A 26,205-nucleotide genomic window follows, 5' to 3' on the forward strand; every position below is an offset into this window, starting at 1 on the left:
TGAGGTTTGAATATAATCAACCAGTTTAGCAGATTTCGCAGCCCGCGAATGCCTTATCGGCTGCGTAAAATGAGGTTTAACCCCAATACAATCATTGCGCTACCTAAGACACGGTCTATCCAATGCTCAACGCGCTGAAATCGTCGATGAATCGCAGGAATAGAGAGCAGCATCACCACCGTGCTAAACCACGCCATCTGCAAAACCATCATCCAAACGCCATAAATTGCCAGCTGCCAAAGCGGAATATTGGGAGACAATACCAAGGTAAATATCGCTACAAAATATACTGGTGCTTTGGGATTAAAGACATTACAAAAAAAGCCACGGCGTAGAATGGCAAATGTTGAATCGCTATTGGTGGCTGAGTTTGTATTAGAAGGTAGCGTTGGGTCAGATAGAGCGAGTTGTGAAACGTTTGTGGCGGAATCTTTTAGTTCTGCGGAATTTGCTAAATCGACCGGATTTTTAGGTTTGGCCCCAATCCCTTGCCAACCCAAATAAATCAAATAACCACCACCTAACCATTTAATCGCAGTCAACAAAGGCTGAGAATGGGCAATTACCGTTGCTAGTCCTAGTACCGAATAGAGAATATGGACGGCAAGACCTAAAGTAATGCCAAGGCTACAAATCAGGCCTGTGCGGCGACCTTTGGCTAACGTTTGCTGTGAAACCAAAACGAAATCAGGGCCAGGTGAAGCAGCGGCAAGCAAGTGTACGCTGGTGATAAGTAAAAAACCGTGCCAAAATTCCATAAAAATGCTCTGAGTAAAGTCTTGGTTTGGATAATAGTTGCACTTATCGTAAATCAGGTCAACTGGAAATAGTGGCGATGTCGCTGCTTGTGTTATAGAGCGCAGATGTCTATATTAAAAGCTAACTGATAATCAATACTGAAACAAGGATAAAGTTATGACTTCTCACAACATGGTTAATAATATTACTGACAACGCTATTAGCAATGATATGAACAATCGCATTACTTATAAAATCGATGGCTATATCTGTCTAATCGGACTGAATCGCGCCGATAAACGCAACGCCTTTGATAGCCATATGATTAAGCAATTATCCGAGGCGCTCACTCATTATGAAAATGACGCTAATCTACGCTGTGCGCTGATATTTGCCCATGGTGAACATTTCACCGCTGGGCTTGATTTGATGGAGCTTCAAGATAAGTGGGATAAAGGCGCGTTTGAATTTAATGATGATGAAATCGATCCGTGGGGCATTGGCGGTAAATTACGCACCAAACCAGTCGTCGTTGCGATTCAAGGCACTTGCTTTACCGCTGGCATTGAGCTGATGCTAAATAGTGATGTCGTCATCGCCAGTGATAACTGCAATTTTGCCCAAATGGAAGTCCAGCGCGGTATCATGCCGTTTGGTGGGGCAACGGTACGTTTTGTCGCTGCTGCTGGCTGGCAAAAAGCCATGCCGTATCTATTAACGGGTAAAAACTTTGATGCACAAACCGCTAATGGACTCAATCTAGTCAGTGAAGTGGTGGAAAATGGCGAGGAATATGAGCGCGCGCTAACTATCGCCCAAGAGATTTGCACGGCCGCCCCGCTTGGCGTGCAAGGATTACTATCCTCAGCACAAGATGCCAGCCGTAATGGCGCAAAAGCAGCCTTAGCGAATATCCATGGTTATCTACCATCGCTATTTCATTCAGAAGATGCGAAAGAGGGCGCGATGGCGATGGTTGAGAGACGTGAGGCGGAGTTTAGAGGTAGGTAAATGATAAGGCCTTCTTTCAAAAGAATGGCTGTTAGAGAGTTAGCCAAGATATTTGATATAAGATACTTAACATTGTTTCCTGATATTGATGGGTTTGGCTATGTGCGTAGCTTTAGATTTGGTCGTTTTCAATATAATCGCTGGTAAATTAAACAGTTTTTTTACTGTTTTGTTCAGTGATGACGCCATTCCTGTTGTACTCTAAATCATTATTTTTCTAATTAAGGACAATGCCAGTGCAGTACAACTTTGATGAAATAATAGATAGACGAAATACGGGATCGTTTAAATGGCACTATAGCGATAACACGATTCCGCTATGGGTTGCAGATATGGACTTTAAGGCTGCCGAGCCTATATTAAAAGCGATTGAGCAAGTAACGCAGCATGGCATATTGGGTTACACCGTGCCGACCGAGCCGTTGTATCAAGCGATTATCGACTGGCATGGCAGCCGTTATGACTTGTGGCTTGATAAGCAAGATATTCTATTTTCTCCGGGTGTGGTACCGAGTTTGGTGCTGATGATGAAAGTATTTACTGAGGCAGGGGATGCGGTACTCATTAATAATCCTATTTATACGCCTTTTATGACCAAGGTTTTAGACAATGATCGTACGCTTGTGACCACTGCACTCAAAGATATAGAAGGACGATATTATTTGGATTTGGTTGATATCGAAGCCAAAATTATCGAGCATGAGGTTAAGCTTTATTTGTTCTGCAATCCGCATAATCCTGGCGGACGTGTCTGGACAGCAGATGAGCTTGAAGCACTGCTTTGTATTTGCAGAAAGCATGATGTGGCGATTGTGAGTGATGAGATTCATCAAGATTTAACCTTGAATGGTCACAAATTCATTCCCTTTTTAACCTTAGCAGCTGGCTATGAGCACAAAGTGGTAAGCCTAACCTCGATGACCAAAACCTTTAATATCGCCGGTATTAAAGGCTCTATGATATTTGCTAAAGACAGCGCATTACTCAGTAAAATTAATCAGCAGCAACGTTTAAGTGACGAGCATGAGCTAAATTTATTTGCTTATACGGCAATGCGTAGTGCTTATGAAGAGGGCGGTGAGTGGTTGGCGCAGGCGCTGACTTATATCGAAGCCAATATTGACTTAACGCTACAATTTTTAGAAAAGCATTTACCTGAAATTAAGGTGATGCGTCCAGAAGCTTCGTATTTGATTTGGCTTAATTGCTCGGCGTATGCGCAAGACGACCAAGCGCTCTATGAAAGGCTAAGAGCTGCTAAGGTTGAGCTGAGTGCAGGAATCAAATATGGTAATGAAGGACATCTAAAAATGCGCCTTAATGTGGCGTGTCCTAAAGCGCTGCTGTTAGAGGGCTTAAATCGTATGCATATAGCCTTAAATAGCGATGTCACCGAGCTATCATAAATCCAGCAAAAAGGCTGGGCTACCAACGTAGCCCAGCCTTTTCATTTGTTGTTTCTAAGGTATTAATGACAATTACTTCTCATCTTTAGCGTTCTCAGTATTTTCAGTCTCCTCACGCATCAGCTCCCATTCATCTTGTTGAGCCAATATCGAGCCTTCAAGCGCTTCAGAAGTTTCCCCTTCTTCCCACGGTGCATTATCAGGCAGCTCTTCGATATGAATGGTTTTTAGCCCATAATCAGGCTGATAAGCGAGATCGTATCGAGCCGCTTTGATCACCGCAACCATCATCATCGATAGAATGATAATAAGAGGTGCGCCAGCGATGATAGAAGCGGTCTGCAAGGTTTGCAGGTCTCCTAAAAACATCAAAATAGCAGGCAATAAACATAAAGTGAACGCCCAAAATAAACGATTCCAACGATGCGGTTCATCATCTACTTCTACCTGTACGACGGACGCCAAGATATAAGAGATGGAATCAAAGGTCGTGGCAGTAAAGATAACGGCTAAAAAGGTAAAGACGGCGATGACCAAGTAAGACATCGGCAGGCTATTTAGGATAGCAAAGATGGCCGCAGTGGGAGACTCATTATTGAGGATATCAACCACATCGACAATGCCTGTCAATTGTAGATATAGACCATAATTGCCCAAGATAATCATAAACATCGCACAGCCAAGTGAGCCATAAAACATCGAGCCTAAGACCATATTGCGTATCGTGCGACCTCTCGAGATTTTGGCAATAAACAGGCCAATAGTCGGTGCAAACACTAGCCACCATGCCCAATAGAAAATCGTCCAATCTTGTGGGAAAGTGGTGTGTTTAAAGCCAAACTCTTGGAAGTCTTTGAACGGTTCTATATAAGTCATCATGCGTGGCATTTCGGTGATAGAACGCCCGATAGCTTCTAAGCCCGTATTCAAAATAAAGACAGTTGGCCCGACAATCAGGACAAATAATAAGAAAACCACAGCCAAATAAAAATTGATATTGGAGAGTTTTTGAATCCCGCCTTTTAACCCTTGATAGGCACTATAAGCAAAAATTACGGTGGTAACTAACAACACTACAATCTGCATGGTGATGTTGCGCGGTAAACCAAATAGATTGTATAAGCCTTCATTGATAAGCGGAGAGGCAAGCCCTAGCGTCGTCGCGCCACCGCCGACCATTCCAAAGACAAACAACACGTCGAGCATTTTCGCCCAGTTGCTGCTAGCCAGCTTTTCGCCTAATAATGGCATGAGCGTTTGGCTGACCTTGAGTACCGGTGTCTGGCGCACATAATAAAAGTAAGCGATAGGCACGGCGGGTACTAAGTAGATGGCCCAAGCGACAGGTCCCCAGTGAAAGATACCGTAGGTAGTTGCCCAGCGAATAGCATCTGGTGAGCCACCTGCAAGGTTAAAAGGTGGGCTTTGATAATAATACGCCCACTCAATCAGACCCCAATAGAGAATACTGGCACCAATCCCACCGCAAAACAACATAGATGCCCAAGAAGCATCGGAGAACTCAGCGGTTTCTTCTGGACGACCTAACTTAATTTTACCGATATCAGAAATCACGATATAAATAACGAACATCATAGCAAGGACGCCAAAGGCTAAATAAGCAAAGCCAAAGTTATCTCCGACGAAGCTGCGCGCTATGCCCACCCATGCCTTACCCTGCTCGGGAAAAACTATTAAGGGTATGGCGATACTAAAAAGTATCACTAGCACCATACTAAAAGTAAATTTGTCGATACGGGTATCGGGTACATGATCGGGTCGCCATTGCGGAATGGACATACCCACGTCAAAGGTACCTAGATGTGGGGGTTTATGATGTTTTGATCGTGCTTTTACATAATCTGGAAGGTATTCTTTTGAAGGTTTGGTCGTGCTTGGATCAGGTTTTTGACTGTTTGACATATTGTTGGTATTACCTATTGAGTGTTCTATCTATATGTGACGGTATGTTTTATACCTTATACCTTATACCTTATACCAAACCCAAAAAGTACGATTAGCTGTGTCAAACTCGTTTAGTCTACAGTACGTAGCACTTGCACTCGTTTTCCTTGCTACTCTAATTTTTGTGAATGGTATTACTTAGATTTACTAAGTCTAAAAACTCCTTGTTTGACTGCAATTTTGCTCATTTTAAGTCTAAGTCTATTATAGTTATAAGCTCAAGGGCTAACCGCTCAATTTACTTAGCTGGATAACCGGTAATATCCTGAATGCTATGATACAAGGGTTTTAGGCGCTCATACATTTTCAGGTAGACTTCATTATATAAGCGTTTATAGAGCTGGACGTTGGCGTCAATGGGCACAAATTCATCACTCAAATGCACCATCGCCTTAGTTGCGGTTAAATGGTCGGGGTAAACGCTAAGACCCACCGCGCAGTTGATGGCAGCGCCTAGTCCTGAGGCTTCATAAGTATGCGGGCGATAAGCGGGCATGCCAAAGATATCAGCGGTCAGCTGCATGGCTGAGTCGCTTTGGGAGCCACCACCAGAGACGCGCAAGTGTTTGATAGACTTGCCTGTACGCTTCTCAATAGTATCAAAACCAAGTTTAAGCTCGTAAGCCAGCCCCTCTAAGATAGCACGATAAACGTGCGCTCGTGTGTGTACATCACCAAATCCAATGAGCGCGCCTTTGCCTTCTAGGCCTGGATGACGAACGCCGGGCGACCAATACGGCTGCATCATCAGTCCCATACAGCCTGCTGGAATATCTTTGACCGCCTTGTCGAGAAGCTTTTCGGTATCGATACCCTGAGTTTTTGCTAGCTGTTCTTCGTACTGGGCAAACTGTTCTTTAAACCAGCTAACCATCCAAAAGCCGCGATAAATCATATATTCGTGATTATAGTAATTGGGCGCAGCAGCGGTATAAGCGGGCATGTGCTTTAGTACCTCAATATAATTGCTCGAGGTGGTGTTAATAGTTGCTGTGGTACCAAAGCTTAGACAGGCGGTATCGGCAGCGAGACCTGCGGAACCTAAAGCTTCGCAAGCTTTATCGCTAGCAGCGGCAATCATCGGCGTACCTGCTGAAATACCTGTCGCTTTGGCAGCGTTGGCACTGATATGTCCTAGTAGCTGCCCCGGTGCAATGAGTGTGGGCATTTGCTCTATTCGGCAATTAAATAGTCGCCATTTTAAATCTTTGGGTTTTAGCCATGTTTGCGCCTTATAATCATAAGGCAAATAACCTAACGCATGACCTGTAGAATCGGCAAGCTCTCCTGTAAGCTGATAGGTAAGGTAGGCGGAGAGATTGACATAATGTGCGGTTTTCGCCCATATCTCTGGCTCATGCTGTGCGAGCCAATTACAGCGCGCTTTTTGTTGTGCCTCAGTCACAAGCTCACCCATACCAACAAGCTTAGTTAAGGGATTAAGAAACCCTATGTCATTGGTTTCGCCGCGGCGCAAATCCATCCAAACGATAGCGGGGCGTAATGGCTGTTTGTCTTTATCGAGGCAAATCATAGTATAGCGCTGGGTGGCAAGACTGACACCAGCAATTTGTGCGGGCGTAATATCGCAGGTTTGCCAAAGTTGCTGACAAGCCTCACTTAATTTTTGCCAATAATAGTCGGCGTGTTGTTCAGCAAAATTGGGCTCAGTTGAAAAATACGGTTCGATAGGGACGCGGGCTTTAGCAATCTCGCTACCAAATTGATCGAAGATAAGCGCTCTGACGCTTTGCGTACCATTATCAATGGCTAAGAAATAAATAGGAGTATCAAGGTTATGGGTCATAGTAGTCCTTTACTATAGTCGATACTGAATAAAGTGGATTCACGAGATGATAGTGCGAGGCTGATACAAATTTTTCTTGCTTGCTGTGCCTACGCCCACAGAGGCCGCAAAAAATTTATCCCAGCCTCGTTATGTCTTTCTTATAATGACCTCTCTATAGAGAAATTCCGCTGAAATAAAACGCTAAGCCGCAGGCAAGTGATAGTAGCGTTGCCACAAATGCTCATAACGTTGAACTTCTTGCTGCCATTTTTGCTCATTCCAGCCCAGTTCTTGCTGACATATTTGCCTGAGCTTATCGCTAATCATTGGCGTCATTGCGCCATGTGGCAGTATTAATCCTAAACGCGTACGCCGCAACAATAAATCGTCTAAATGAATAACCTGCTCACAGCGAGTGGCAAAGCGAATTTCCGCCCAAATGGTATTGCTGTCGGTAACATAAGCCAAATCGTCCTCATGCGCGAGCTCAAGTAAGTCATCGAGCTGTAAGCCATAAAACCCTTGTAATCGTTGTTGCAAGGGTTTTGGTAGCGTTTTAAATTTAGGATTGGTTGGCGCGGTATTACTAAAGACTTGATCGCCGTTTATGGTTTGATTTTGAATGACAGATTTATCAAGTTCGAGCACTTCTTGACACTTTCCAAGGACGTCTAAAGCAATCAGGCGGAAGGTCGTTAGCTTGCCACCACTAACGGTCACCAAATTATTATCCAGCCAAACGCTATGGTCACGCTTTTCTTTACTTGGGCTCACACGTTTACCGTCGCCGCCTTCTGAAATCAGTGGCCGCACGCCTGCCCAAGAACTGATAATATCGTCTCGGCTTAGACTGACCGTGTTAAAAAGGTTATTAGTTGCCGCCAATAGATAATCGACCTCTTCATTGGTGATTCCGACTTCGCTATCGTCTAAGGTTGGATGATCTAAATCAGTGGTACCAAGAACGGTACGATTTTCCCATGGAAAGACAAATATGGCTCTTTTATCAACTGGATGTAAAAAAGTATAGGCTTGCTCGATTGGCAAGCGCTCTTGACTGATCACTAAATGACTGCCGCGTGAGGGGCGAATTTGCTTATGAAAGCTTTGCTCTGTTTGAGTGCTGGCTTGCATCCGCAGAGTATCCGCCCAAGCACCCGTGGCACTCACCACGACTTTTGCATGGACATCATAAATATGGCTGTTATCTTTAGAATCAGAAGCGGTATCTATTAAAGTAGCGCCAATAACTAAGCCTTGCTCATTAGTAATGAGCGACTCAGCTTTAAGATAATTAATGGCGTGAGCACCATCGTGAGTTGCTTCATTAAGTACGCGCATGACCAGACGCGAGTCATCAGTCACCGCATCGCTAAATTGACTGGCTCCCAAAAATTTCTCTTGTTTAATATTTGGGTTCAGGCTAAGAAAGGCATCTTTTTTAAAGTATTTAGAGTAGCGTTTGCCAGCCAGTCCATCGTAGACGCGCAATAAAGTATTGAATATCCACGGCGGTGGAAACTTACCTTTGTAGTGCGGCATGACGTAGTGCATTTCGTTAACAAGGCCATTTGCTTCACTAAGCATACGCTCACGCTCGCGAACGCTAAGCAAAGTGGTTTTATAATCTCCTGAGGCGATATAGCGCAGCCCGCCATGAACCATTTTGCTTGAGCGGCTGGATGTGCCCCAAGCAAAGTCTTTTTGCTCAACTAATAACACGTCTAAGCCACGCCGTGCAGCTTCGCGAGCAATACCAGCGCCCGTGATTCCGCCGCCGATAATCAGCATATCCCAAGGTTTTACTTGAGACGAGCGACGTGACAAAGGCGCTAGTGCTTGCTGGCGTTGCTGACATTGTTTAGTAGGGTTCATAAAAGATCCATCTCAAATTAAGTCAATTCCATAATCTAGCTAAGCTAACTGATATGGTCTGAGCTGTCTATTAATCTCCAATTAAAACGCCCGGATTCATACGCTGCTCAGGGTCTAGGCTTTTTAGCATATCATTGGTTACCTGAATGCCTAGCTTACCTTTTTCTGCAGCAAGGTAAGGCGCGTGATCGCGGCCGACACCATGTTGATGCGAGATGGTCGCTTTGCCATTGGCCACGCTCAAACTGGCGGCATGTTTGATTTTTTGCCAGCGTTTTAAGGTAGCAGCGTGGTCTTTTGCGGCGCGAAAGAAATAAGTAGTATAAAGGCTAGCACCTTGTTTATAGACGTGAGAGATATGGGTGAATGCCATGACGTTCTCGCCTTCATTTGCTAAGGAAGTCTGAACGGCTTGTTGCATCTGCTGCATCTGCTCGTCGATATTTTTCCAATTGGTCGCGGTCTCAAAGGTATCGACCATGATACCTTTATCCCATAAAGTACCGCGTAAATAAGGAAATTTAAAGCGACCATGCGCCCAGACACTTCCCATGATATCGGTGATTTTTCCTGTGACACTACCGTGCTGTTTTAATAACTTATTAAACTGCGTCAGCGCCAATTTATTCTGCGCCTTATCACCTGAGACGCCGTAGGTGAGCATGACTTTATCTGAGCTCAGCCCGCGGGCTTTTAGATAGGTGCTAATGGCTAAAAATTGGCTAGGTGTCGTTCCCAAATGCAGATGAGCGTCGGTTTCGACCGCATTGCTTAGGCGCAGCATTGATAATTGAATGTTTCCTTGCACCGCTTGTCTAAGCACTTCTTTCCCCGCTTCCCAGTTGGGTAAAAAAGCCACTTTAAATAGCTCTTGTTCTGGTTGCGGCTGAACGCGCATTTTTACTGTGGTAAAAATACCAGCTCGACCTTCAGTTCCCATCATCATCTCGCGTAGATCAGGTCCTGCTGATGACGCGGGAATGTCAGCGATATTAAGAATTCCTTGCGGCGTCACCAGCGTCCCACCAGCGAATAGTTGTTCGATACGACCATAGCCCAATGACTGCTGACCACTTGAGCGCGCGGCAATCCAGCCGCCAAGGGTGGATAACTCCCAAGACTGCGGATAATGTCCTAAACGATAGCCGTGCGCGTCTAATTGCGCTTCAACCGCTGGTCCTTGCGTCCCCGCACCAAAGGTTGCAATTTGGCTCTCAACATCTAAATCAATCAGCTGGTCCATCTTGCTCATAGCAATGGTCAATACGGGGCGTGAACCCTTTTTCGGATTGATGTGACCCGCAACAGAAGTGCCGCCACCAAATGGAATAACAATTAAGTCATGCTCTTTTGCGAGCTTTAATAAGGTTTCGACATCGTCGGTCGATTGTGGATGCGCCACGCCATCGGGAAAGACTTCAAAGTCGCCGCTATGCATGGCTATCCAATCAGGGAAGCTTTGACCACGAGCGTGTCTAAGCCTGACCTCATTATCGATAGATACCGTTTCTAACTCAGTCATAGCAGCAGGCAAGCGCGATTTAGGGACAGTTTTTAGTACTTCTTGTAAGCTAACAGATGGCAATTTTTTAGTTTTACCGATGTGCGATTTGATGAGTTTTGCGCCGTGTGTTGAGACTTTTTTATTGATATTGACGTTGCCCCAACCATTCCAGCGCGTTTGCTCAATAGGCGTATTGGCGGTTATATTATTTTCTTGGATAGGCTCTAAATTATTATTATCGTTGTTTTTGGTAGCAAGGGAGCTAGTGGCTTTACAAATAAGAGATTTGATTTTGCTCATAGGGACATACCTGTCGATTCGTTATCACGGTTTTTATACTAAAGGATTCGGTTAAAGGTGGTTTAGCTTGTCTGCTCAGTATAGGTGAATGATTAGACTCAGTGTTGTCGTAAAAACCATACGATATTAAGCGCTTATGCCAAGCATTCAATCCTAAAGCAAACATATTTATCATTTGAGCATAGCACAATATAAACAAATATTTCATATAGACTCGTCATTTGTATAATAAAAATTCATGGCTTGTATTCAGTAGCGGCATTATTAGGGTTCGCTCTGGCGTATTATTCTGATCAAGGCGTAATAACTCGCAAAAATCGTCAATAATTAATCATCTAATAACCATTAATGGGCGCAAACTTGTTAAAATAGGACACTAATTTTTTCTTGATGGACATCGATCTATGACCACCGCCGCTGCCACTCCTGCAATTCCTACTATCAAAGAAGACCGCATCTTAATCCTAGATTTTGGCTCACAATACAGTCAACTGATTGCCCGCCGTGTTCGCGATTCAGGCGTATTCTGTGAGATGTTCCCTTATGACATCGATACTCAGCGCATTAAAGATTTTGGTGCAAAGGGTATCATCCTATCGGGTGGCCCTGAAAGCGTCCATGCGGAAAACAGCCCACGCATTAACGAAGCGGTATTCGACTTAGGCGTGCCAGTATTGGGAATTTGTTACGGTATGCAAGCGATGGCAGAGCGTTTCGGCGGTAAAGTCCATGCCAGCGACATCCATGAATTTGGCGCTGCGACCATTAATATCGATGGTAACTCAGCACTAACAAAAGATATTGAAGACGCAGCGGGAAAACTCAATGTATGGATGAGTCATGGCGACAAAGTGATTGACGCACCACAAGGCTTTGAGATTGTTGCTAGCACGCCGAGTTGTCCGATTGCGATTATGGCCAATGATGACAAGCAGTACTATGGTCTTCAGTTCCATCCTGAAGTCACGCATACTCTACAAGGTCAAGCGCTGCTAAGCCGATTTGTCCATCAAATCTGTGACTGTGCGGGCGATTGGACGCCAGATAACATCATCGATATGCGTATTGAGCAATTGAAAAAGCAAATTGGTGATAAACAAGTATTGCTTGGTTTATCAGGCGGTGTCGACAGCTCAGTGGTTGCGGCACTTTTGCATAAAGCTATCGGCGACCAATTAACCTGCGTGTTTGTTGATACCGGATTGCTTCGACTTCATGAAGGCGACCAAGTGATGCAGGTGTTCGCTGAAAACATGGGCGTAAAAGTGATTCGCGTCGATGCTGAAGAATTATTCTTAACGGCATTGGCAGGCGAGTCTGATCCTGAAGCCAAACGTAAAATTATCGGCAAAACCTTTATCGATGTATTTGCTAATAGCGCCCGTGACATCAGCCAAAACAGCGATGGTCAAGAGATTGAATTCTTGGCGCAAGGAACGATTTATCCAGACGTTATTGAATCTGCCAAGTCGCACCAAGGCAAAGCCCACGTGATTAAGAGCCATCATAACGTCGGCGGTTTGCCAGATGATTTGGCGTTTAAACTCGTTGAGCCGTTACGTGATTTGTTTAAAGATGAAGTGCGTAAACTCGGGATTACCCTTGGATTGCCTGCCAAAATGATCAATCGCCATCCGTTCCCAGGACCAGGGTTGGGCGTGCGAATCTTGGGCGAAGTGACCAAAGAGTTTGCTGATATCTTGCGCGCAGCTGATGCGATATTTATGGAAGAGCTTGAAAAATCAGGCTGGTATGAAAAGACCGCTCAAGCCTTTGCGGTATTCCAACCAATCAAATCGGTCGGCGTGGTTGGTGATGGCCGCCGCTATGCATGGGTGATTGCGCTTCGGGCTGTTGAAACTGTAGACTTTATGACCGCACGCTTTGCCCATCTGCCGTATGATTTGATTGAGACGGTATCGAATCGCATTATGAATGAAATCGCTGAAGTCTCACGTGTGACGTATGATGTGTCGAGCAAGCCACCAGCGACGATTGAGTGGGAATAGTTTCTACTTAGTTTTTAGCTAAAAATAAAAAAGCACTCAACTTGGTTGGGTGTTTTTTTTTGTTAAATTTTTAGCGTTAATATTGTGACAGTCATGGTTACTATAGCCATATACCATCACACATACGCTAACGAAAAACGTCATAAATAACGTATTACTCCACATTATGGCGTGTTTTACTTATGGTTATCATTTGGTCTTGATGAAGTAAGCGCCATTTACAATGCTCGTCGATATTAGATTAAACCACTCTAAGTGAGATCTTAAACTGGAAAAATTATGAATCAAAACAATAAATCAGATAATAACCAATCAAAAAATAATAAGTCAGAAAATAAAAAAACCGTCCTTGTTGTCGGTGGTGGCCCTGCAGGCGTGCAAGCCGCGATACGTGCCCATGAGCTTGGTGCAACCGTAACACTGCTTGAAGCCAATAAACTGGGAGGCACCGCGTTTAATGAAGGCCCTGCACCTATCCGAACGCTGGCTCGTGCCGCACGTCTGCGCACTGATGCGGAGCTTTACCCTCAATTTGGATTAGAGGGTAAGGTGCCATCTGTCGATTTTGCAGCCGCCATTGAGCACGCCAATCGGGTTGCCGCCCATGCCAATGAAGTTTGGCATTTGACCAAAGTGGTGGAACAACAAGGGATTGACGTTATAGATGAAGTGGGGCCTGCGCATTTTATTGATAATAAAACGCTTAGAATTGGTGATGGACGTGAGTTTAGCGCCGATCAAATTATTTTAACCGTCGGCGGTAAACCTAGAAAGTTGTCTATTCTGGGCAATGATTTAGCGCTCTCGTTTCACGATTTATGGTCAATGACTGAGCTTCCAGACAGAGTAACGGTCGTCGGTGGCTCAGCGACCGGTTGTCAGCTCGCCTCAATTCTTATCGATTTTGGTGCCAAGGTCGATATCATCGAGTTCGCCGATCGCTTGACCCCGCCAAGTGATGTTGATATCTCGCGCAGTCTTGAAAATGCCTTTGAGGCGCGTGGCATGAATGTACTGACCAATACCGAATGGGAGTCCATTGCCAAAGAAAACGGTCGGTTAAAAGTAACCTATAAGCACGATGACCAAGAAGACACGCTAATGACCGATGCGGTATTCTTAATGGTAGGCTGGCCTGCGGACTTGGATGGACTCCATCTTGATGCCACGGATATTAAATTGAATGGCCCTTATATCGATGTCGATGACTACTTACAAACCAACGTAGAGGGCGTATATGTCGCAGGGGACGCCAACGGTATCAGTATGTTTGTACAAAGCGCCGCGCATCAAGCAAGAGTTGCCGCACAAAATGTCGTCTCTGATACCGCTAAGATATACGATCCAAAAGCGATCGCCACGGGCAGCTTTACCGAGCCGGAATACGCCTCTGTCGGCATGACCCAAGCGCAAGCGGAAGAGACGCATGACTGCATCGTTGAAGTTATCGATTATGAAGCGCTTCCTCGCGCTGTTATGGATGCGCGAACCGACGGGTTTTGTAAGATTATCATCGATAAAAAGACGCAAAAACTGCTGGGTGCGCACGTTCTTGGTTCATACTCTACCGAGGTGATTCAAGTTGCCGCCACTTGTCAGGCGACCGAGATGACCGTGTACGAGATTGCCAATTTAGAATTGGCATTCCCGACGTTTACCGAAGCCTTGGGAATGGCGGCTCAACGCATCTGTAGAAACCTGCGCATGGAAGACGAAAAAGTCGAAGAGTAAGTGTGGTGCTCATCTGCCATATGAGTTGATTGAGACGGTATCGAATCGCATTATGAACGAAATCGCTGACGTCTCACGTGTGACGTATGATGTGTCGAGCAAGCCACCTGCGACGATTGAGTGGGAATAGTATCTACTTAGTCTTTAGCTAAAATAAAAAAGCACTCAACTTGGTTGGGTGTTTTTTTGATTATCCAAAAAGGTAGAAGCCAAGTAAAGGTTGGTTCTATGTTTTACTAACAATTGTGCTATCTTTAAAGTTAATTTTAAATAACAAAAAAATGGTTGAATCAAAGGAGTTCAAAAGTGGCTGAAAATCCCAAAAAAGAAAGTGAACAGCTATCAGTGATGGAAATAGCTGAACAATTCCAAAAACAATTGAATCCATTATCTTACCATCTTGAAAAGTCAAACAGTCTACTGGGAATAACAAGCCAGTATGAATATCTTAATTCAGCTGCAAGTATTGCCGATATCGCAAGCAAAGCTTTTCAATCCGTAGATTTCGCTTCCATCAACGTTGTAGATCTTAGTGTACTAACAAAAGGCGCTCAGTTGAGAATTCCAAAAGCAATGACTGTGCAAGATTCTTTCCTTGAAATGACAAAGGGAATGAGTGCCTATAATAATGATCTTACGTCTGTAAAAGAGAGGATGATACAAAGTATAGGAGGAACTAGTGTATATGAAGATATGATGGCGTCAGCCAATCTAGTTAGAAAGTCAATAGAACCATATAGAGGTGCTTTTGATACAGCCCGTATTTTATTTGAAGCAAGCGAACCTTTTAGGCTCGCAAGATAGCTAAAATCGCAAGCAACTTTAGCTAATTCTCTCTCGTCAGAATATTCAAAGATTTTTGAACAGTTTGAGTCAGTACGTAATCTTGAGTCTTTTAAAGCGATAACTAGACTAAAGAATTTTCCCAATGAAAAAGCATGGACAAAAAACTATGATGAAGTACGTGAGATAACAGAAGACACTTTAGCCGAAGCTAAGACTATAGATGCAAGGATAAGTGATGAAGTAGCTTCTGTAGATGACTTTAACGAATTATCTGAGAAGACCCAAGATTCTTTAAAGCAAGTTTTTTCAGAATATTATGAATATTTCATGATAAAGATTATAGTTTCGTTAGGCTTGCTTCAGGAAAGCTTAGATAAAGACTTGGACTTATCAAATAAAAGCTTCGTTTTTGTTAATAATTTAGAAGAATCAATATTTTTTATTGGCAACTACTGGAATCAAAATAAAGTTGCAATAATAAATGGTTTAATTACGACTACGATATATAATACATTTATTTGGCTATTCTTTATAAAATAAAAACCACACTAGACCTAAATTTAGTGTGGTTTTTATATAAAAGTCTATATTAATTAACCCCGCACATTCACCACATAACGCCCAACCGTTTGACTTGCCATAAAGCGATCTAAATACTCAGGCGTTTGCTCAAGGGTAATTTCTTCAGCATACTTTTCGAGATTAGGTAGCTTCATATCGGTTGAAACACGCTCCCAAATGGACTTTTTATCATCCAGTGGAATATAGACTGAATCGATACCGAGTAGGGACACTGCACGGGTGATAAACGGCAATACCGTCATCGAAAACTCAGCACCGCCTGCTAGACCACAAGAAGTGACTGCGCCGCCAGCTTTGGTTTGCTTCAGTAGGTTCGCCAGATAATCGCCGCCGATGGTATCAATGGCGTTGGCCCATAGCTCGCGACCGACAGGTTTGTCACCGATTTCATTGATGCTATCGCGATGACGGACTTCGCTTGCGCCAAGCTCCTTTAGATAGTCACTTTGCTCAGGCTTGCCAGAGAAGGCGATGACCTTATAACCAAGCTGACTTAATATGGCGATGCTGATACTACCGACGCCGCCCGTTGCTCCCGTCACCGCGACCGGACCGTCTTCAGGTTTTGCGCCCATTTTTTCTAACTTTTGCACGCTTAAGGCTGCGGTTAAGCCGCCAGTCCCATAAATCATCGCTTCTTTTAATGTTAAAGAAGATGGGCATTCGACCGCCCAATCGGCAGGGATAGAGATCATCTGACTGAGACCGCCATCGGTATCCATTCCCAAATCATAGCCAAAGACCACAACTTCTTGGCCTTCAGAAAACGTGCCAGATTTATCACTGATCACCACGCCTGCGGCATCAATACCAGGAGTGTGCGGATAGTGTTTGGTGATTCTTTTATTTCCTGATGCCGACATCGCGTCTTTGAAGTTAAGCGATGAATAGTGCACTTCGATTAATAAGTCATTTTCAGGCAAGTCGCTGACACTGCGCTGCTCAATACTTTTTTTAAACTCGCCGTTACTGGTTTCGCGTACGACCAAGGCTTTAAAGGTCGCACTATTAGACGCAAGAGAGTTGTTAGACATAAGAGTGTTCCTTATTAAAGTGACTTTATCTGCGCGCTATTCAGATTATTTAGAATAGGCGCAGCAGTTATTTATAAAAAACGTCTTATGGCTTTAACAGTATTTTGCCTTTTTTGCTCGATTGCACCTTACCTGATACCGCTTCTTTAATGTTATCTAGGCTATAAATACCACCTGTCGGTAGCTTTAATTTACCACTAGCAGCGCGCTCAACAAGCTCTTGCATCAAACGGTTTTTATTGTCGGCATCCATCTTTTGCATCAACGCGCCGCCCCAAAACCCTTTGATAGCTGCTTGCTTAAAGATAAGGTGCGTCGGATTGAGCGCGAGCGGCTGACCCGACATTCCGCCTACGGCTGCCATGGTGCCACCATGACCAAGTAATGATAATAAATCACCGCCAGACTGACCGCCGACAGAGTCAATGGCGCCGCTTATTTTGCCATCGCCGACGATTTGACGGACTCGATCTTTCCAGTCGTCATCACCGCTTACCACGTTGTTTTCGGTGATACCAATCTCGGTCAACTCGTCGGCAGACTTTTTACTACGCACGACGTTGATGGTATGAATACCGCGCTCGGCGGCTAGCATTGCCAGCGACTCGCCAACCGCGCCATTGGCGGCGTTATGGATGAGCCATTGACCAGATTCAAGTTCTAAAAACTCAATGAGCATCAAGGCGCTCATCGGCATGGCGATAAGCTGAGACGCCATTTCATCATCGATGGCGTCAGGAATCGGAAGGGCACTGCTGGCAGGCGCGGTAAAGAACTCAGCCCACGTGCCTTCGACACCGGTCGCTACCACTCGCTGACCGACTTCTAAATTATCGACCCCTTTGCCAATGGCATCGATCGTACCAACCGCCTCGCTACCAGCGATCGCGGGTAGTTTGGGTTTGGTACCATATTGGCCTTGGATAGTGATAAGATCGTGATTATGGATAGAAGATAAAATGGTTTTGATTCGGACTTCGCCCGCCTTTGGCTCTAGGACAGGGCGGTCGTCGATGCTAAGAACGTCAGATGGTTTGCCAAATTCGTTATAAGTTACGCTGCGCATGATGAGATCCTTTCTTGTTTTTACTTAATTGTTTTTAGTCAAATGTCGTCTAAGTTTAATGCTAGATAACTTAAGGCTTTAGCAGAACTTTGCCATTTTTACCTGACTGCAATTTGCCATCGACCGCTTTTTTGATATCTGCCAAATCAAACACCGCTTCTACAGGAAGATGTAGCTTACCGCTGGTCGCCCGTTCAATCAGCTCATCTATCAAGCGCTGTTTGTTTTCAACACTCATTTCCTGACTGGTTTTACTGCCCCAAAATCCTTTAACGGTCGCTTGTTTAAAGATTAAGTGCGTCGGATTCAGCATCATAGGTTTTCCTGACATCGCACCAAACGCGGCAAACGTGCCACCATGACCGAGTAGTGATAATAATTCACCGCTATTTTCACCGCCGACAGAATCGACCACCGCGCTGATTTTATCATCGCCGATGATAGCTTTTACTTGGTCTTTCCAGTCGTTATCTTCGGTATTGACATTGTTTTTGATATCGAGTGCTTCTAGCTCTTTGATGGCATCGCTACTGCGAACGACGTTGATGGTTTTTACGCCGCGCGCCGCTGCGAGCATGGCAAGCGATTTGCCAACGGCGCCATTGGCAGCGTTATGGATGACCCATTGACCGCTTTCTACTTCTAAAAACTCAAGCAGCATTAAGGCACTCAGTGGCATAGCGATAAGCTGCGCCGCCATTTCATCTTTTAAGCTATCAGGAACCGCAAAGACCATATCAGCGGAGGCGACAAAATACTCTGCCCACGTTGCTTGCACACTAGCCGCGGCCACCCGCTGACCGACTTTTAAGTCTTTGACATCACTCCCAACGGCATCAATGATTCCAAGCGCTTCGCTACCGCCAATGGCTGGCAGCTCAGGTTTAAAGCCATACTGACCGCGAATGGTGAGAAGGTCATGATTATGAATAGAGGCGAGAATGGTTTTGACGCGGACTTCGTTGGCCTTTGGTTCAGGGATAGGACGATCGCCAAGGCTTAGGACGTCAGTTGGTTTGCCAAATTCGTTATACGTTGCGCTTCGCATGATAAATCCTTTTTTAATTCTTAGAGGGTGGTTTTATAGATTTACAGTCATCTACAGTAGCAAGCCCTACTTATTTATCACAATACCACTTTGGTAAAGTCAAGTTATCGTCGTCTTACCGTCATAATCTTTTTTTGGCTAATTACTTTTTGAACCAATCATGATAAAGGCGTCGTCGACCAAATGGGTTAATAGCGGCTCGCCTTTGTCATTGACACGAAACAGACCATATTTTGCTGCTTCGAAAGCCTCGCCATGACCTTCTTGGAAAAAGAACGCATTGGTTGCTAAATGCACACTACCATTACGAATTCGATAATGAATCGCCAATTCATCTGCTGCTAAGTTAGTCTGTAAATTGCCATTTTTATGGTTATTGGCTAAGCGCATAAAATGGCCGACGTTATTTGTATCTACTTTTACAATCACAAAGCCGTCACTGGGCTCATAGATTCGAAAATCTGGCTGTAAGCTCTCTAAATTCTCTAAGTTCTCTAAACCCTCCAAATCTCTGTCACGCTTTTTTGGTTGCAAGGCTGCAAAAATATCACGCTCTAACGCATAGCTAAGCGCCATATAATCGCCTTGCATAAAGCCGCGCGGATCGACAGGAGCAAGCTCTAGCAACACTGTTTTGCCATTAATGAGATAATTTTCATATTTACTGATATTTATCGTTATCACAGCTAGTACTAGAATCAATCCTAAAAGGGCAATGACAATCGTAACCAGTGGTTTTTTTAACCAATGCGTCGACGGTGATGTTTGATTCACTAAGCGCTTGGTTAATATTTTATTTTTCATGATAGGCGCTCCTGATGATCATTAGCGCTCAGTGTTATATGAGAAAAGTAATGTTTGATAAGTAACCAGCGTATAAGAAGCAGCGCAATGCCGATGACAATCATAGAGGCAGATTTGACCAATAAAGAAGTGTCAAGCTGGTAGTAATACCAGAATATATAGCTGACCAACGCCACAATACCAAGCCCTAGTAGTAAGCGTTGGCTATTAGCGATAGCGATGATAATAATTAAACTGGTAGCCAATAATCCCGAGACGTAAATCGACATTATCCCAAGCACCGTTATCGCGCCGCTAATCATAAATCCTGCTGGCGATAGTAACTTGACTTGATAACGCTTAAGAATCAGATAAGCGGCATAAAGGCTGGCAAGCGTTAATAGCCCTTGAGCTAAGTAGTGGTTATAGCTAAAGGACTCACCGTAATTATCAAGGTTATTAAAGTTATCAAAGCTATTGCCATATTCCGCAGCGATAAAATAGACGGAAATACTGAGCAAGACATAGGCGCTCGCATAGCCAATAGCACTCATAATTTCTAACGCATTCATTCGCCATTTAGTTGGGATAAATACAGCGAGTGTATAACGCTGTAAATGAGTCACGCTGGTTATCAAAGCCAATAATCCTAAGCTTACTTCGGATAAATGATAGTGATTTAACAGGTAAAATAGGCAGACTAAAGCCAAGGTCGCGCTTAATAAACGATAGATAAAATTGGGAATGACAACCGTCATCAACAGTTGTACAAGGAACAATAGTACTATACTGAGCGGCTCTGTAATCTCACTCGCTAGTAAAGCATAGGCGATATAACCTTGACCTGCCAGCGTAACTGCAAAGGCTAAACTGTTCCAAAAAGCGCTATGGCGCAAGCGGGCGTTATAAAATAAGAATCCGCCAATGCCGCTTAATATCGCGCCAATGATAAATAGCGCTAGCGTACTATCAAGCAAGCCGGTGTTGTCTAAAATTAAGGTCAAAAACCCGATAAAAAATAGACTGGCAAATACGCCACTAAAACCAAAAAGCAAACTGATAAACCACGGGCAAGGCGCTGCAGCTGCATTATTTAAAAGCTTATCATTGGCGTTTTGTGCGTCGATAAGCCCCTGCTGCAATAGCAAAATCTCGGGCTGTTGCTGGTTATGGTTGATATCATTATTCAGCTCATCATTCATCACTGTCTCCCTTAGTAATAAAAGAGGTAGTGTCTTCGTTCTTGATATAAGCAACTTTGCGTAGCCACACAACTGCCGCCGAGCTCATGCCGATAAGCAATAAGGCTAATACTAAAAATCCACCCGCGTCAAAATCATCTAATAGCCATTTGCCGACCCAAAACATTACTACCATAATCATCGAAAACGACAGATAAGTCAGCATCAGTAAATCAAGACGGCGCTGATAAAACTGCCAAAGCATAAAGCCGCACCAACCCAACCATAAGAGGATAGCAATAAACGTTGCCCAGATATCGCCATTATCAAAGACCGTAACAATCGCTAAATAGGTGATAAAAAACGTGCTTAATAAACCGACGACATAAGTGCTCCAGTGCAAGCCGGATTTGATTGGGGAGCGGTTTGTTTTAGAGTGACTTAAGGAATACTCAACGTTACTATCGGATATATCAGAGAGAAGGTTTTTAGGATGATTGTGATTAAAGAGCTTTTGAGTAGAGGCTTTAGTTGGGCTGTCAAAGCTGATAAGCCAAAAATAAAAAGCAATAAAATTTACTAGCGTAAGAATGGCGACCTGAGAGGTATTTTGAAGGTAGAGGTCGATGAATTGCAAATTTGCAACATCTAAATAGAGCAGCAAACAAGCATTAACTAGCCCTAACCACAGTAGCCAAAGCGCAGGGAATCGCGCAATTATGACCCAAGGGACAATCAATAGCACCCAACCAAAGAACAGCTGCCACGTATCTGCGCCCGTCTGATATACCTGACCAAATAGCGCCAATAAGCTGCCCGTAATCACGCTAGCGATAAGCAATAATAACTGACGAATAAGCTGAAAACGTCGCTTAAAAGACAGTGCAACATAAAGCGCGATGGTAAGGACTAACGCGCCTTCAACCAAAGCAAATTTTCCCATCTTGCCCATGTGTTGCCAGTTATAAGCAATAAAAAACACCAGCGATAATACCAGCGCTATGACGCCCACAATCAGCAGCGCTTTATCGAAAAACATCAGCCAGCTACGTTTGCTAGGGTAGACTTCTAGCTGAGTTGCTGCTGCATCAGCATGTGTTGTAGGAAGAATGTTTTTTTTAAGTAATCGCTCGATAGCATGCCTTGATTGACTCATAACCGCCTCTGATTAAAAACAGTTTAAAGGGTATCTTAACTGTTTTTATAAGGTAGCGTTATCTTTATTAGGAGTAGAATCAAGTGAGCTAAACAAAGACGGTCATCAGTTTTAATAGGCTTGAATAAAACCTTGATACAATTAATAACATCAAAATAGTCATTTGATGAGTGGTAAGTTTTTTATGATAAAAACCGTAAAATCTGTGCAAAAAATTGTAAATCCGCAGATCTTTTAATCTTTTTTACTTATTTGCCTCATTACGTCTCAATCAGTCTAATTTTTATTAATACTGATACAAATCCAATTACTATTGACATTGATAACTTTTTTTATTATTACTGTTAACCATAGTTTTCTATATCGTATAAGTTTTAGGTATAAGTCATTACTGATTTAGTCCTTTAACAACATAACTAATAGATACTAAACTTAAATGGACTTAATAAAAGACGAGGCCAACGGCCTGTCTTCTTCCCGCTAGGATGCCATATGACCCTCAACCCTATTGCTCTTCGAACTACCGTATTTTTACCCACTTCTCTCGCTCTTGCTATGTTTATGACAGGCTGTAGTGATAATACGGCAACTGATAATAATGCCAGCTCGTCAGCCAATATTGATCCAAACGTATTAGCAGAAACTCAAGAGATGGTCATTAATAATGGCACAGAGCCTGAGTCGCTTGACCCCCATAAAGTATCTGGAGTCCCTGAATCTAATATTGGTCGCCAATTGTTTGAAGGTTTGACCAACACAGATGCCGATGGCAAAACGATACCAGGAATGGCCACCGAATGGGAAAGTACCGATAATAAAGTTTGGACCTTTAAATTACGTGATGCCAAATGGTCAAATGGTGATCCGGTTACGGCACAAGATTTCGTCTATAGCATGCGCCGTTTGGTCGATCCCAATACCGCGTCACCCTATTCAAGCTATTTAGTCGATGCCAAAGTAGTCGGTGCTGACAAAATCGTTGAAGGCGCAGCTGGTATTGATACGCTTGGTGTCAAGGCGATTGACGATAAAACCTTGCAAGTGACTTTATCAGAGCCCGTTCCCTACTTTCCAGACATGCTGATTCATAATTCGGTCAAGCCTGTCCATCAAAAAACGGTCGAAGCCTTCGGTGATAAATGGACAGACCCTGCCAATATCGTGGTCAATGGACCTTATAAAGTCAGCAAATGGCAGATTAATGATGAACTCGTTTTGACGCGTAATCCTTCTTATTATGACGATGCCAATACAAAACTCGATACCATCACGATACTACCCATTCCTTCTAGCACTACCGATGTCGCGCGCTACCAGGCCGGTGAAGTGGATGTCACCTATAATGAGATTCCAACCGAGCAATTTGCTTCGTTGAAGAAGCAAAACGGCGATGAGCTCAGAATCTCACCTTATCTTTGTACTTATTATTATGAGTTTAATACTGTCAAACCGCCTTTTGATAATCCAAAAGTACGCCGCGCCTTAGCTTTGGCTTTAGATCGCGATACCATCGCAGACAAAGTGATCGGTCAAGGCCAAACAGCAGCTTATCAGCTCACCCCTAAGTCGACCAACGGTAAGGTGGTAAATACCCCAGAGTGGTCAACTTGGGACAAAGAGAAGCGTATTAAAGAGGCCAAAAAACTGCTGAATGAAGCAGGTTATAACGAAAATAATCCGCTTGCCTTTGAGCTCCTTTACAACACCAATGACAACCATAAAAAGGTCGCGGTAGCAGCCACCTCACTATGGAAGCAAGCGCTAGGGTTCGTCGATGTGACTTTGACTAACAAAGAGTGGAAAACCTATCTTGATACTCGCCGAAATGGTAATTATCAAATTGCTCGAGCTGGTTGGTGTGCGGATTACAACGAGCCTTCGGCCTTTTTGAATATCGCCAAATCTGACAATAGTGGCAACTATGGCAAGTATGCTAGTGCCAATTTTGACAGTCTGATGGCACAAACGCTAAAAGCGGGTGTGTCACCTGAGCAGCGTGCAAGCTTGTATCAAAAAGCGGAAGCGCAGCTTGATGAAGATATGGGGCTACTGAACATCTATCATTATGTTAGCCCTCGTTTAGTCAAACCTTATGTTATTGGCTTCTCAGATAAAGATCCCTTAGGTAATTGGCAAGGTAAAGATATCTCTATTGCTAAGCATTAATAAGTGAACAGCTAAAACCCTAGTGGGCGCTATAAAGAAGACGGATTCTGACTTATAGCGCTTACTTATTTGAGTTAAAAACGTAGCAAGATTACGTTGAAAACAAGCACTTGAAAATAGGCATCCTTATAATAGGAACCTTAAAAGAGGTCTTATGCTAAAGCTCATCTTTCGGCGTATTTTGGAAGCCATTCCAACTATGTTTGTTTTAATAACCGTGTCTTTTTTTATGATGCGATTAGCGCCAGGAAGTCCTTTTACTTCCGAGCGCAGTTTATCCCCCGCGGTATTGGCCAATATCGAAGCTAAGTACAATCTTAATGATCCCATGTGGTTACAGTATGCCCATTATTTAAAACAATTGGCTTTGGGTGATTTTGGGCCATCATTTAAGTATAAAGACTATACCGTCAACGAGTTGTTATCACAGTCGTTTCCCGTTTCGATGGAGCTTGGCTTGTATGCTTTCATATTAGCATTGGTATTAGGCTTAATCCTTGGCATCATCGCAGCGCTTAAGCAAAACTCGTGGCTTGATTATATATTGATGGCTTTTGCGATGACAGGGGTTGTGATACCGAGCTTTGTCAAGGCACCGTTATTGGTACTTATCTTTGCGATTCTTTTGCATTGGCTGCCTGCTGGCGGCTGGAATGATGGCGCTCTACGCAACCTCATATTACCAGTCACCGCACTGGCATTAGCATACGTCGCTAGTATCGCCCGAATTATGCGGGGCTCGATGATCGAGGTTATGAATAGCCAGTATATCCGCACTGCCAAGTCCAAAGGCTTGCCCATGCGCAAAATCGTTATGAAACATGCGCTTAGGCCGGCATTGTTACCGGTGATATCGTATTTGGGTCCCGCTTTTGTGGGTATTATTACTGGCTCCATTGTTATTGAAACTATCTTTGGTTTACCTGGCATCGGCCAGCTATTTGTGAATGGCGCACTCAATCGTGATTACGGTGTGGTGCTTAGCTTGACCATTTTGGTCGGGGTATTAACCATTGCCTTTAATGCGATTGTCGATATTTTATACGCGATAATTGATCCAAAAATTCAGTATTAATGGCTGGCTAACAGACATTGTTGCGCTTACTTATTACTTAGAAATGACTATCAGATTATCAATTAGATTACTAAAGGGACGACTATGAGCCTTCTCGTAGACCAGCCAACCGAGGCTATGAATCTGCCTGTTAAAGAGATTAAAGGCCGTAGCCTATGGCAAGATGCTTGGCGCCGTTTTTATCAAAACAAAGCGGCTGTGACGAGCTTTTTTATCTTATTACTCGTCGGTATTTTTGTCATATTTATGCCAATGATCGCACCTTTCGGCTACGCAGAAACTGACTGGAATTTTATGCAAGCGCCGCCTTCGATTGAAAACAAGCACTATTTCGGTACGGACTCGCTTGGTCGAGACTTACTCGTTCGCACCGCAGTCGGTGGCCGTATCTCTTTATTGGTTGGTATCGCTGGCGCCACGGTGGCAGTATTGGTCGGAACAGTGTATGGCGCAACGTCAGGCTATCTTGGCGGTAAAGTTGATATGATTATGATGCGTTTTTTAGAGATTCTAAGCGCCTTTCCATTTATGTTCTTCGTGATTTTGCTAGTGACTATATTTGGCCGTAACCTTATTTTAATCTTTGTCGCTATTGGACTGGTGTCTTGGCTTGATGTGGCTCGTATCGTCCGTGGTCAGACACTGAGTCTAAAGAGTAAAGAGTTTATCGAAGCAGCACATGTAGGCGGGGTATCAGGATTTAATATTATCCTTCGTCATATCGTCCCTAATGTACTTGGGGTAGTGGTGGTTTATGCCTCTTTGCTCGTACCGACGATGATTTTGTTTGAGTCGTTTTTGAGCTTTTTGGGGCTTGGAGTACAAGAGCCTATGACCAGTTGGGGAGCGTTACTGCAAGAAGGTTCTCAGACGTTACAAGTCGCCCCTTGGCAGATTTTGATTCCTTCCGCTTTTTTGGTTATTACTTTATTCTGCTTTAACTTTATCGGCGATGGTCTACGTGATGCGTTTGACCCAAAAGACCGCTAGTCAAATATCG

The 26,205-nt window shown here is 43.9% G+C and carries 19 protein-coding genes and 1 pseudogene; 9 read left to right on the forward strand and 11 right to left on the reverse strand.

What is annotated here, in order from left to right:
• Window positions 1-53: 53 nt before the first annotated feature.
• Window positions 54-758: a LysE family translocator gene (locus B4K26_RS00470; protein ID WP_296242926.1), complete on the reverse strand. Its 705-nt coding sequence runs from the start codon at window positions 756-758 to the stop codon at window positions 54-56.
• 211 nt (window positions 759-969) lie between these two features.
• On the opposite strand from B4K26_RS00470, the gene B4K26_RS00475 reads away from it, so the two are divergent.
• Together B4K26_RS00475 and B4K26_RS00480 are read left to right on the forward strand one after the other, a co-directional pair.
• The gene (locus tag B4K26_RS00475; RefSeq protein WP_296243114.1) at window positions 970-1,749 is read left to right on the forward strand and encodes a crotonase/enoyl-CoA hydratase family protein; all 780 of its coding nucleotides are present in this window, start codon (window positions 970-972) and stop codon (window positions 1,747-1,749) included.
• A 230-nt stretch (window positions 1,750-1,979) separates the two neighbouring features.
• On the forward strand, window positions 1,980-3,155 hold the full coding sequence (locus B4K26_RS00480) for a MalY/PatB family protein (protein ID WP_296242927.1): 1,176 nt from the start codon (window positions 1,980-1,982) through the stop codon (window positions 3,153-3,155).
• A gap of 72 nt (window positions 3,156-3,227) precedes the next feature.
• Here the strand turns inward: B4K26_RS00480 and B4K26_RS00485 are convergent, their stop codons facing one another.
• The 4 genes from B4K26_RS00485 to B4K26_RS00500 all read right to left on the reverse strand — a co-directional run bounded on the left by B4K26_RS00485 (window position 3,228) and on the right by B4K26_RS00500 (window position 10,588).
• Window positions 3,228-5,078, reverse strand: coding sequence for a BCCT family transporter (locus B4K26_RS00485; protein WP_296242928.1), 1,851 nt, complete (start codon window positions 5,076-5,078; stop codon window positions 3,228-3,230).
• Between the two features lie 280 nt (window positions 5,079-5,358).
• Window positions 5,359-6,927 carry an FGGY-family carbohydrate kinase gene (locus tag B4K26_RS00490; protein ID WP_296242929.1) on the reverse strand — a complete coding sequence of 523 codons (1,569 nt, stop codon included), beginning with the start codon at window positions 6,925-6,927 and terminating at the stop codon, window positions 5,359-5,361.
• A 183-nt stretch (window positions 6,928-7,110) separates the two neighbouring features.
• Window positions 7,111-8,784: a glycerol-3-phosphate dehydrogenase/oxidase gene (locus B4K26_RS00495; RefSeq protein ID WP_296242930.1), complete on the reverse strand. Its 1,674-nt coding sequence runs from the start codon at window positions 8,782-8,784 to the stop codon at window positions 7,111-7,113.
• A 70-nt stretch (window positions 8,785-8,854) separates the two neighbouring features.
• A complete protein-coding gene (locus B4K26_RS00500; protein WP_296242931.1) occupies window positions 8,855-10,588 on the reverse strand; it encodes an FAD-binding oxidoreductase in 1,734 nt (577 codons plus the stop codon).
• A gap of 404 nt (window positions 10,589-10,992) precedes the next feature.
• Here B4K26_RS00500 and guaA point away from each other — a divergent pair, with 404 nt between their 5' ends.
• From guaA to B4K26_RS00515, 4 genes and pseudogenes are all read left to right on the forward strand, one after another.
• Entirely contained in the window at window positions 10,993-12,597 is a 1,605-nt protein-coding gene (gene guaA / locus B4K26_RS00505; RefSeq protein WP_296242932.1) for a glutamine-hydrolyzing GMP synthase, read from the forward strand.
• 279 nt (window positions 12,598-12,876) lie between these two features.
• On the forward strand, window positions 12,877-14,328 hold the full coding sequence (locus B4K26_RS00510; RefSeq protein ID WP_296242933.1) for a dihydrolipoyl dehydrogenase family protein: 1,452 nt from the start codon (window positions 12,877-12,879) through the stop codon (window positions 14,326-14,328).
• 7 nt (window positions 14,329-14,335) lie between these two features.
• Window positions 14,336-14,458: pseudogene (locus B4K26_RS12815) on the forward strand (hypothetical protein); the annotation flags it as partial.
• 176 nt (window positions 14,459-14,634) lie between these two features.
• Window positions 14,635-15,132 carry a hypothetical protein gene (locus tag B4K26_RS00515; protein WP_296242934.1) on the forward strand — a complete coding sequence of 166 codons (498 nt, stop codon included), beginning with the start codon at window positions 14,635-14,637 and terminating at the stop codon, window positions 15,130-15,132.
• Between the two features lie 575 nt (window positions 15,133-15,707).
• Here B4K26_RS00515 and B4K26_RS00520 read toward each other — a convergent pair.
• From B4K26_RS00520 to B4K26_RS00545, 6 genes are all read right to left on the reverse strand, one after another.
• Window positions 15,708-16,730, reverse strand: a complete 1,023-nt coding sequence (locus B4K26_RS00520) for a YhdH/YhfP family quinone oxidoreductase (RefSeq protein WP_296242935.1) — start codon at window positions 16,728-16,730, stop codon at window positions 15,708-15,710.
• Window positions 16,731-16,815: 85 nt separating this feature from the next.
• The gene (locus B4K26_RS00525; protein WP_296242936.1) at window positions 16,816-17,796 is read right to left on the reverse strand and encodes a zinc-binding dehydrogenase; all 981 of its coding nucleotides are present in this window, start codon (window positions 17,794-17,796) and stop codon (window positions 16,816-16,818) included.
• A 70-nt stretch (window positions 17,797-17,866) separates the two neighbouring features.
• Complete coding sequence (locus B4K26_RS00530; protein ID WP_296242937.1) at window positions 17,867-18,844, reverse strand: zinc-binding dehydrogenase; 978 nt, start codon at window positions 18,842-18,844, stop codon at window positions 17,867-17,869.
• Between the two features lie 138 nt (window positions 18,845-18,982).
• Window positions 18,983-19,648 (reverse strand): GDYXXLXY domain-containing protein, encoded by a 666-nt coding sequence (locus tag B4K26_RS00535; RefSeq protein WP_296242938.1) that lies wholly within the window; start codon window positions 19,646-19,648, stop codon window positions 18,983-18,985.
• Window positions 19,645-20,829 (reverse strand): DUF4401 domain-containing protein, encoded by a 1,185-nt coding sequence (locus B4K26_RS00540; protein WP_296242939.1) that lies wholly within the window; start codon window positions 20,827-20,829, stop codon window positions 19,645-19,647. The genes B4K26_RS00535 and B4K26_RS00540 overlap by 4 nt, the downstream gene beginning before the upstream one ends.
• On the reverse strand, window positions 20,822-21,964 hold the full coding sequence (locus B4K26_RS00545) for a DUF2157 domain-containing protein (RefSeq protein ID WP_296242940.1): 1,143 nt from the start codon (window positions 21,962-21,964) through the stop codon (window positions 20,822-20,824). The genes B4K26_RS00540 and B4K26_RS00545 overlap by 8 nt, the downstream gene beginning before the upstream one ends.
• A 492-nt stretch (window positions 21,965-22,456) precedes the next feature.
• Here B4K26_RS00545 and B4K26_RS00550 point away from each other — a divergent pair, with 492 nt between their 5' ends.
• The 3 genes from B4K26_RS00550 (at window position 22,457) to oppC (ending at window position 26,195) form a co-directional block, all read left to right on the forward strand.
• A complete protein-coding gene (locus tag B4K26_RS00550) occupies window positions 22,457-24,130 on the forward strand; it encodes an ABC transporter substrate-binding protein (protein WP_296242941.1) in 1,674 nt (557 codons plus the stop codon).
• 154 nt (window positions 24,131-24,284) lie between these two features.
• Window positions 24,285-25,205, forward strand: coding sequence for an oligopeptide ABC transporter permease OppB (gene oppB / locus B4K26_RS00555; RefSeq protein WP_296242942.1), 921 nt, complete (start codon window positions 24,285-24,287; stop codon window positions 25,203-25,205).
• Between the two features lie 84 nt (window positions 25,206-25,289).
• The gene (gene oppC / locus B4K26_RS00560; protein ID WP_296242943.1) at window positions 25,290-26,195 is read left to right on the forward strand and encodes an oligopeptide ABC transporter permease OppC; all 906 of its coding nucleotides are present in this window, start codon (window positions 25,290-25,292) and stop codon (window positions 26,193-26,195) included.
• The last annotated feature ends 10 nt before the right edge of the window (window positions 26,196-26,205 follow it).

Origin of the sequence: Psychrobacter sp. UBA6766 (assembly GCF_002453355.1) — a bacterium.
GTDB lineage: Bacteria > Pseudomonadota > Gammaproteobacteria > Pseudomonadales > Moraxellaceae > Psychrobacter.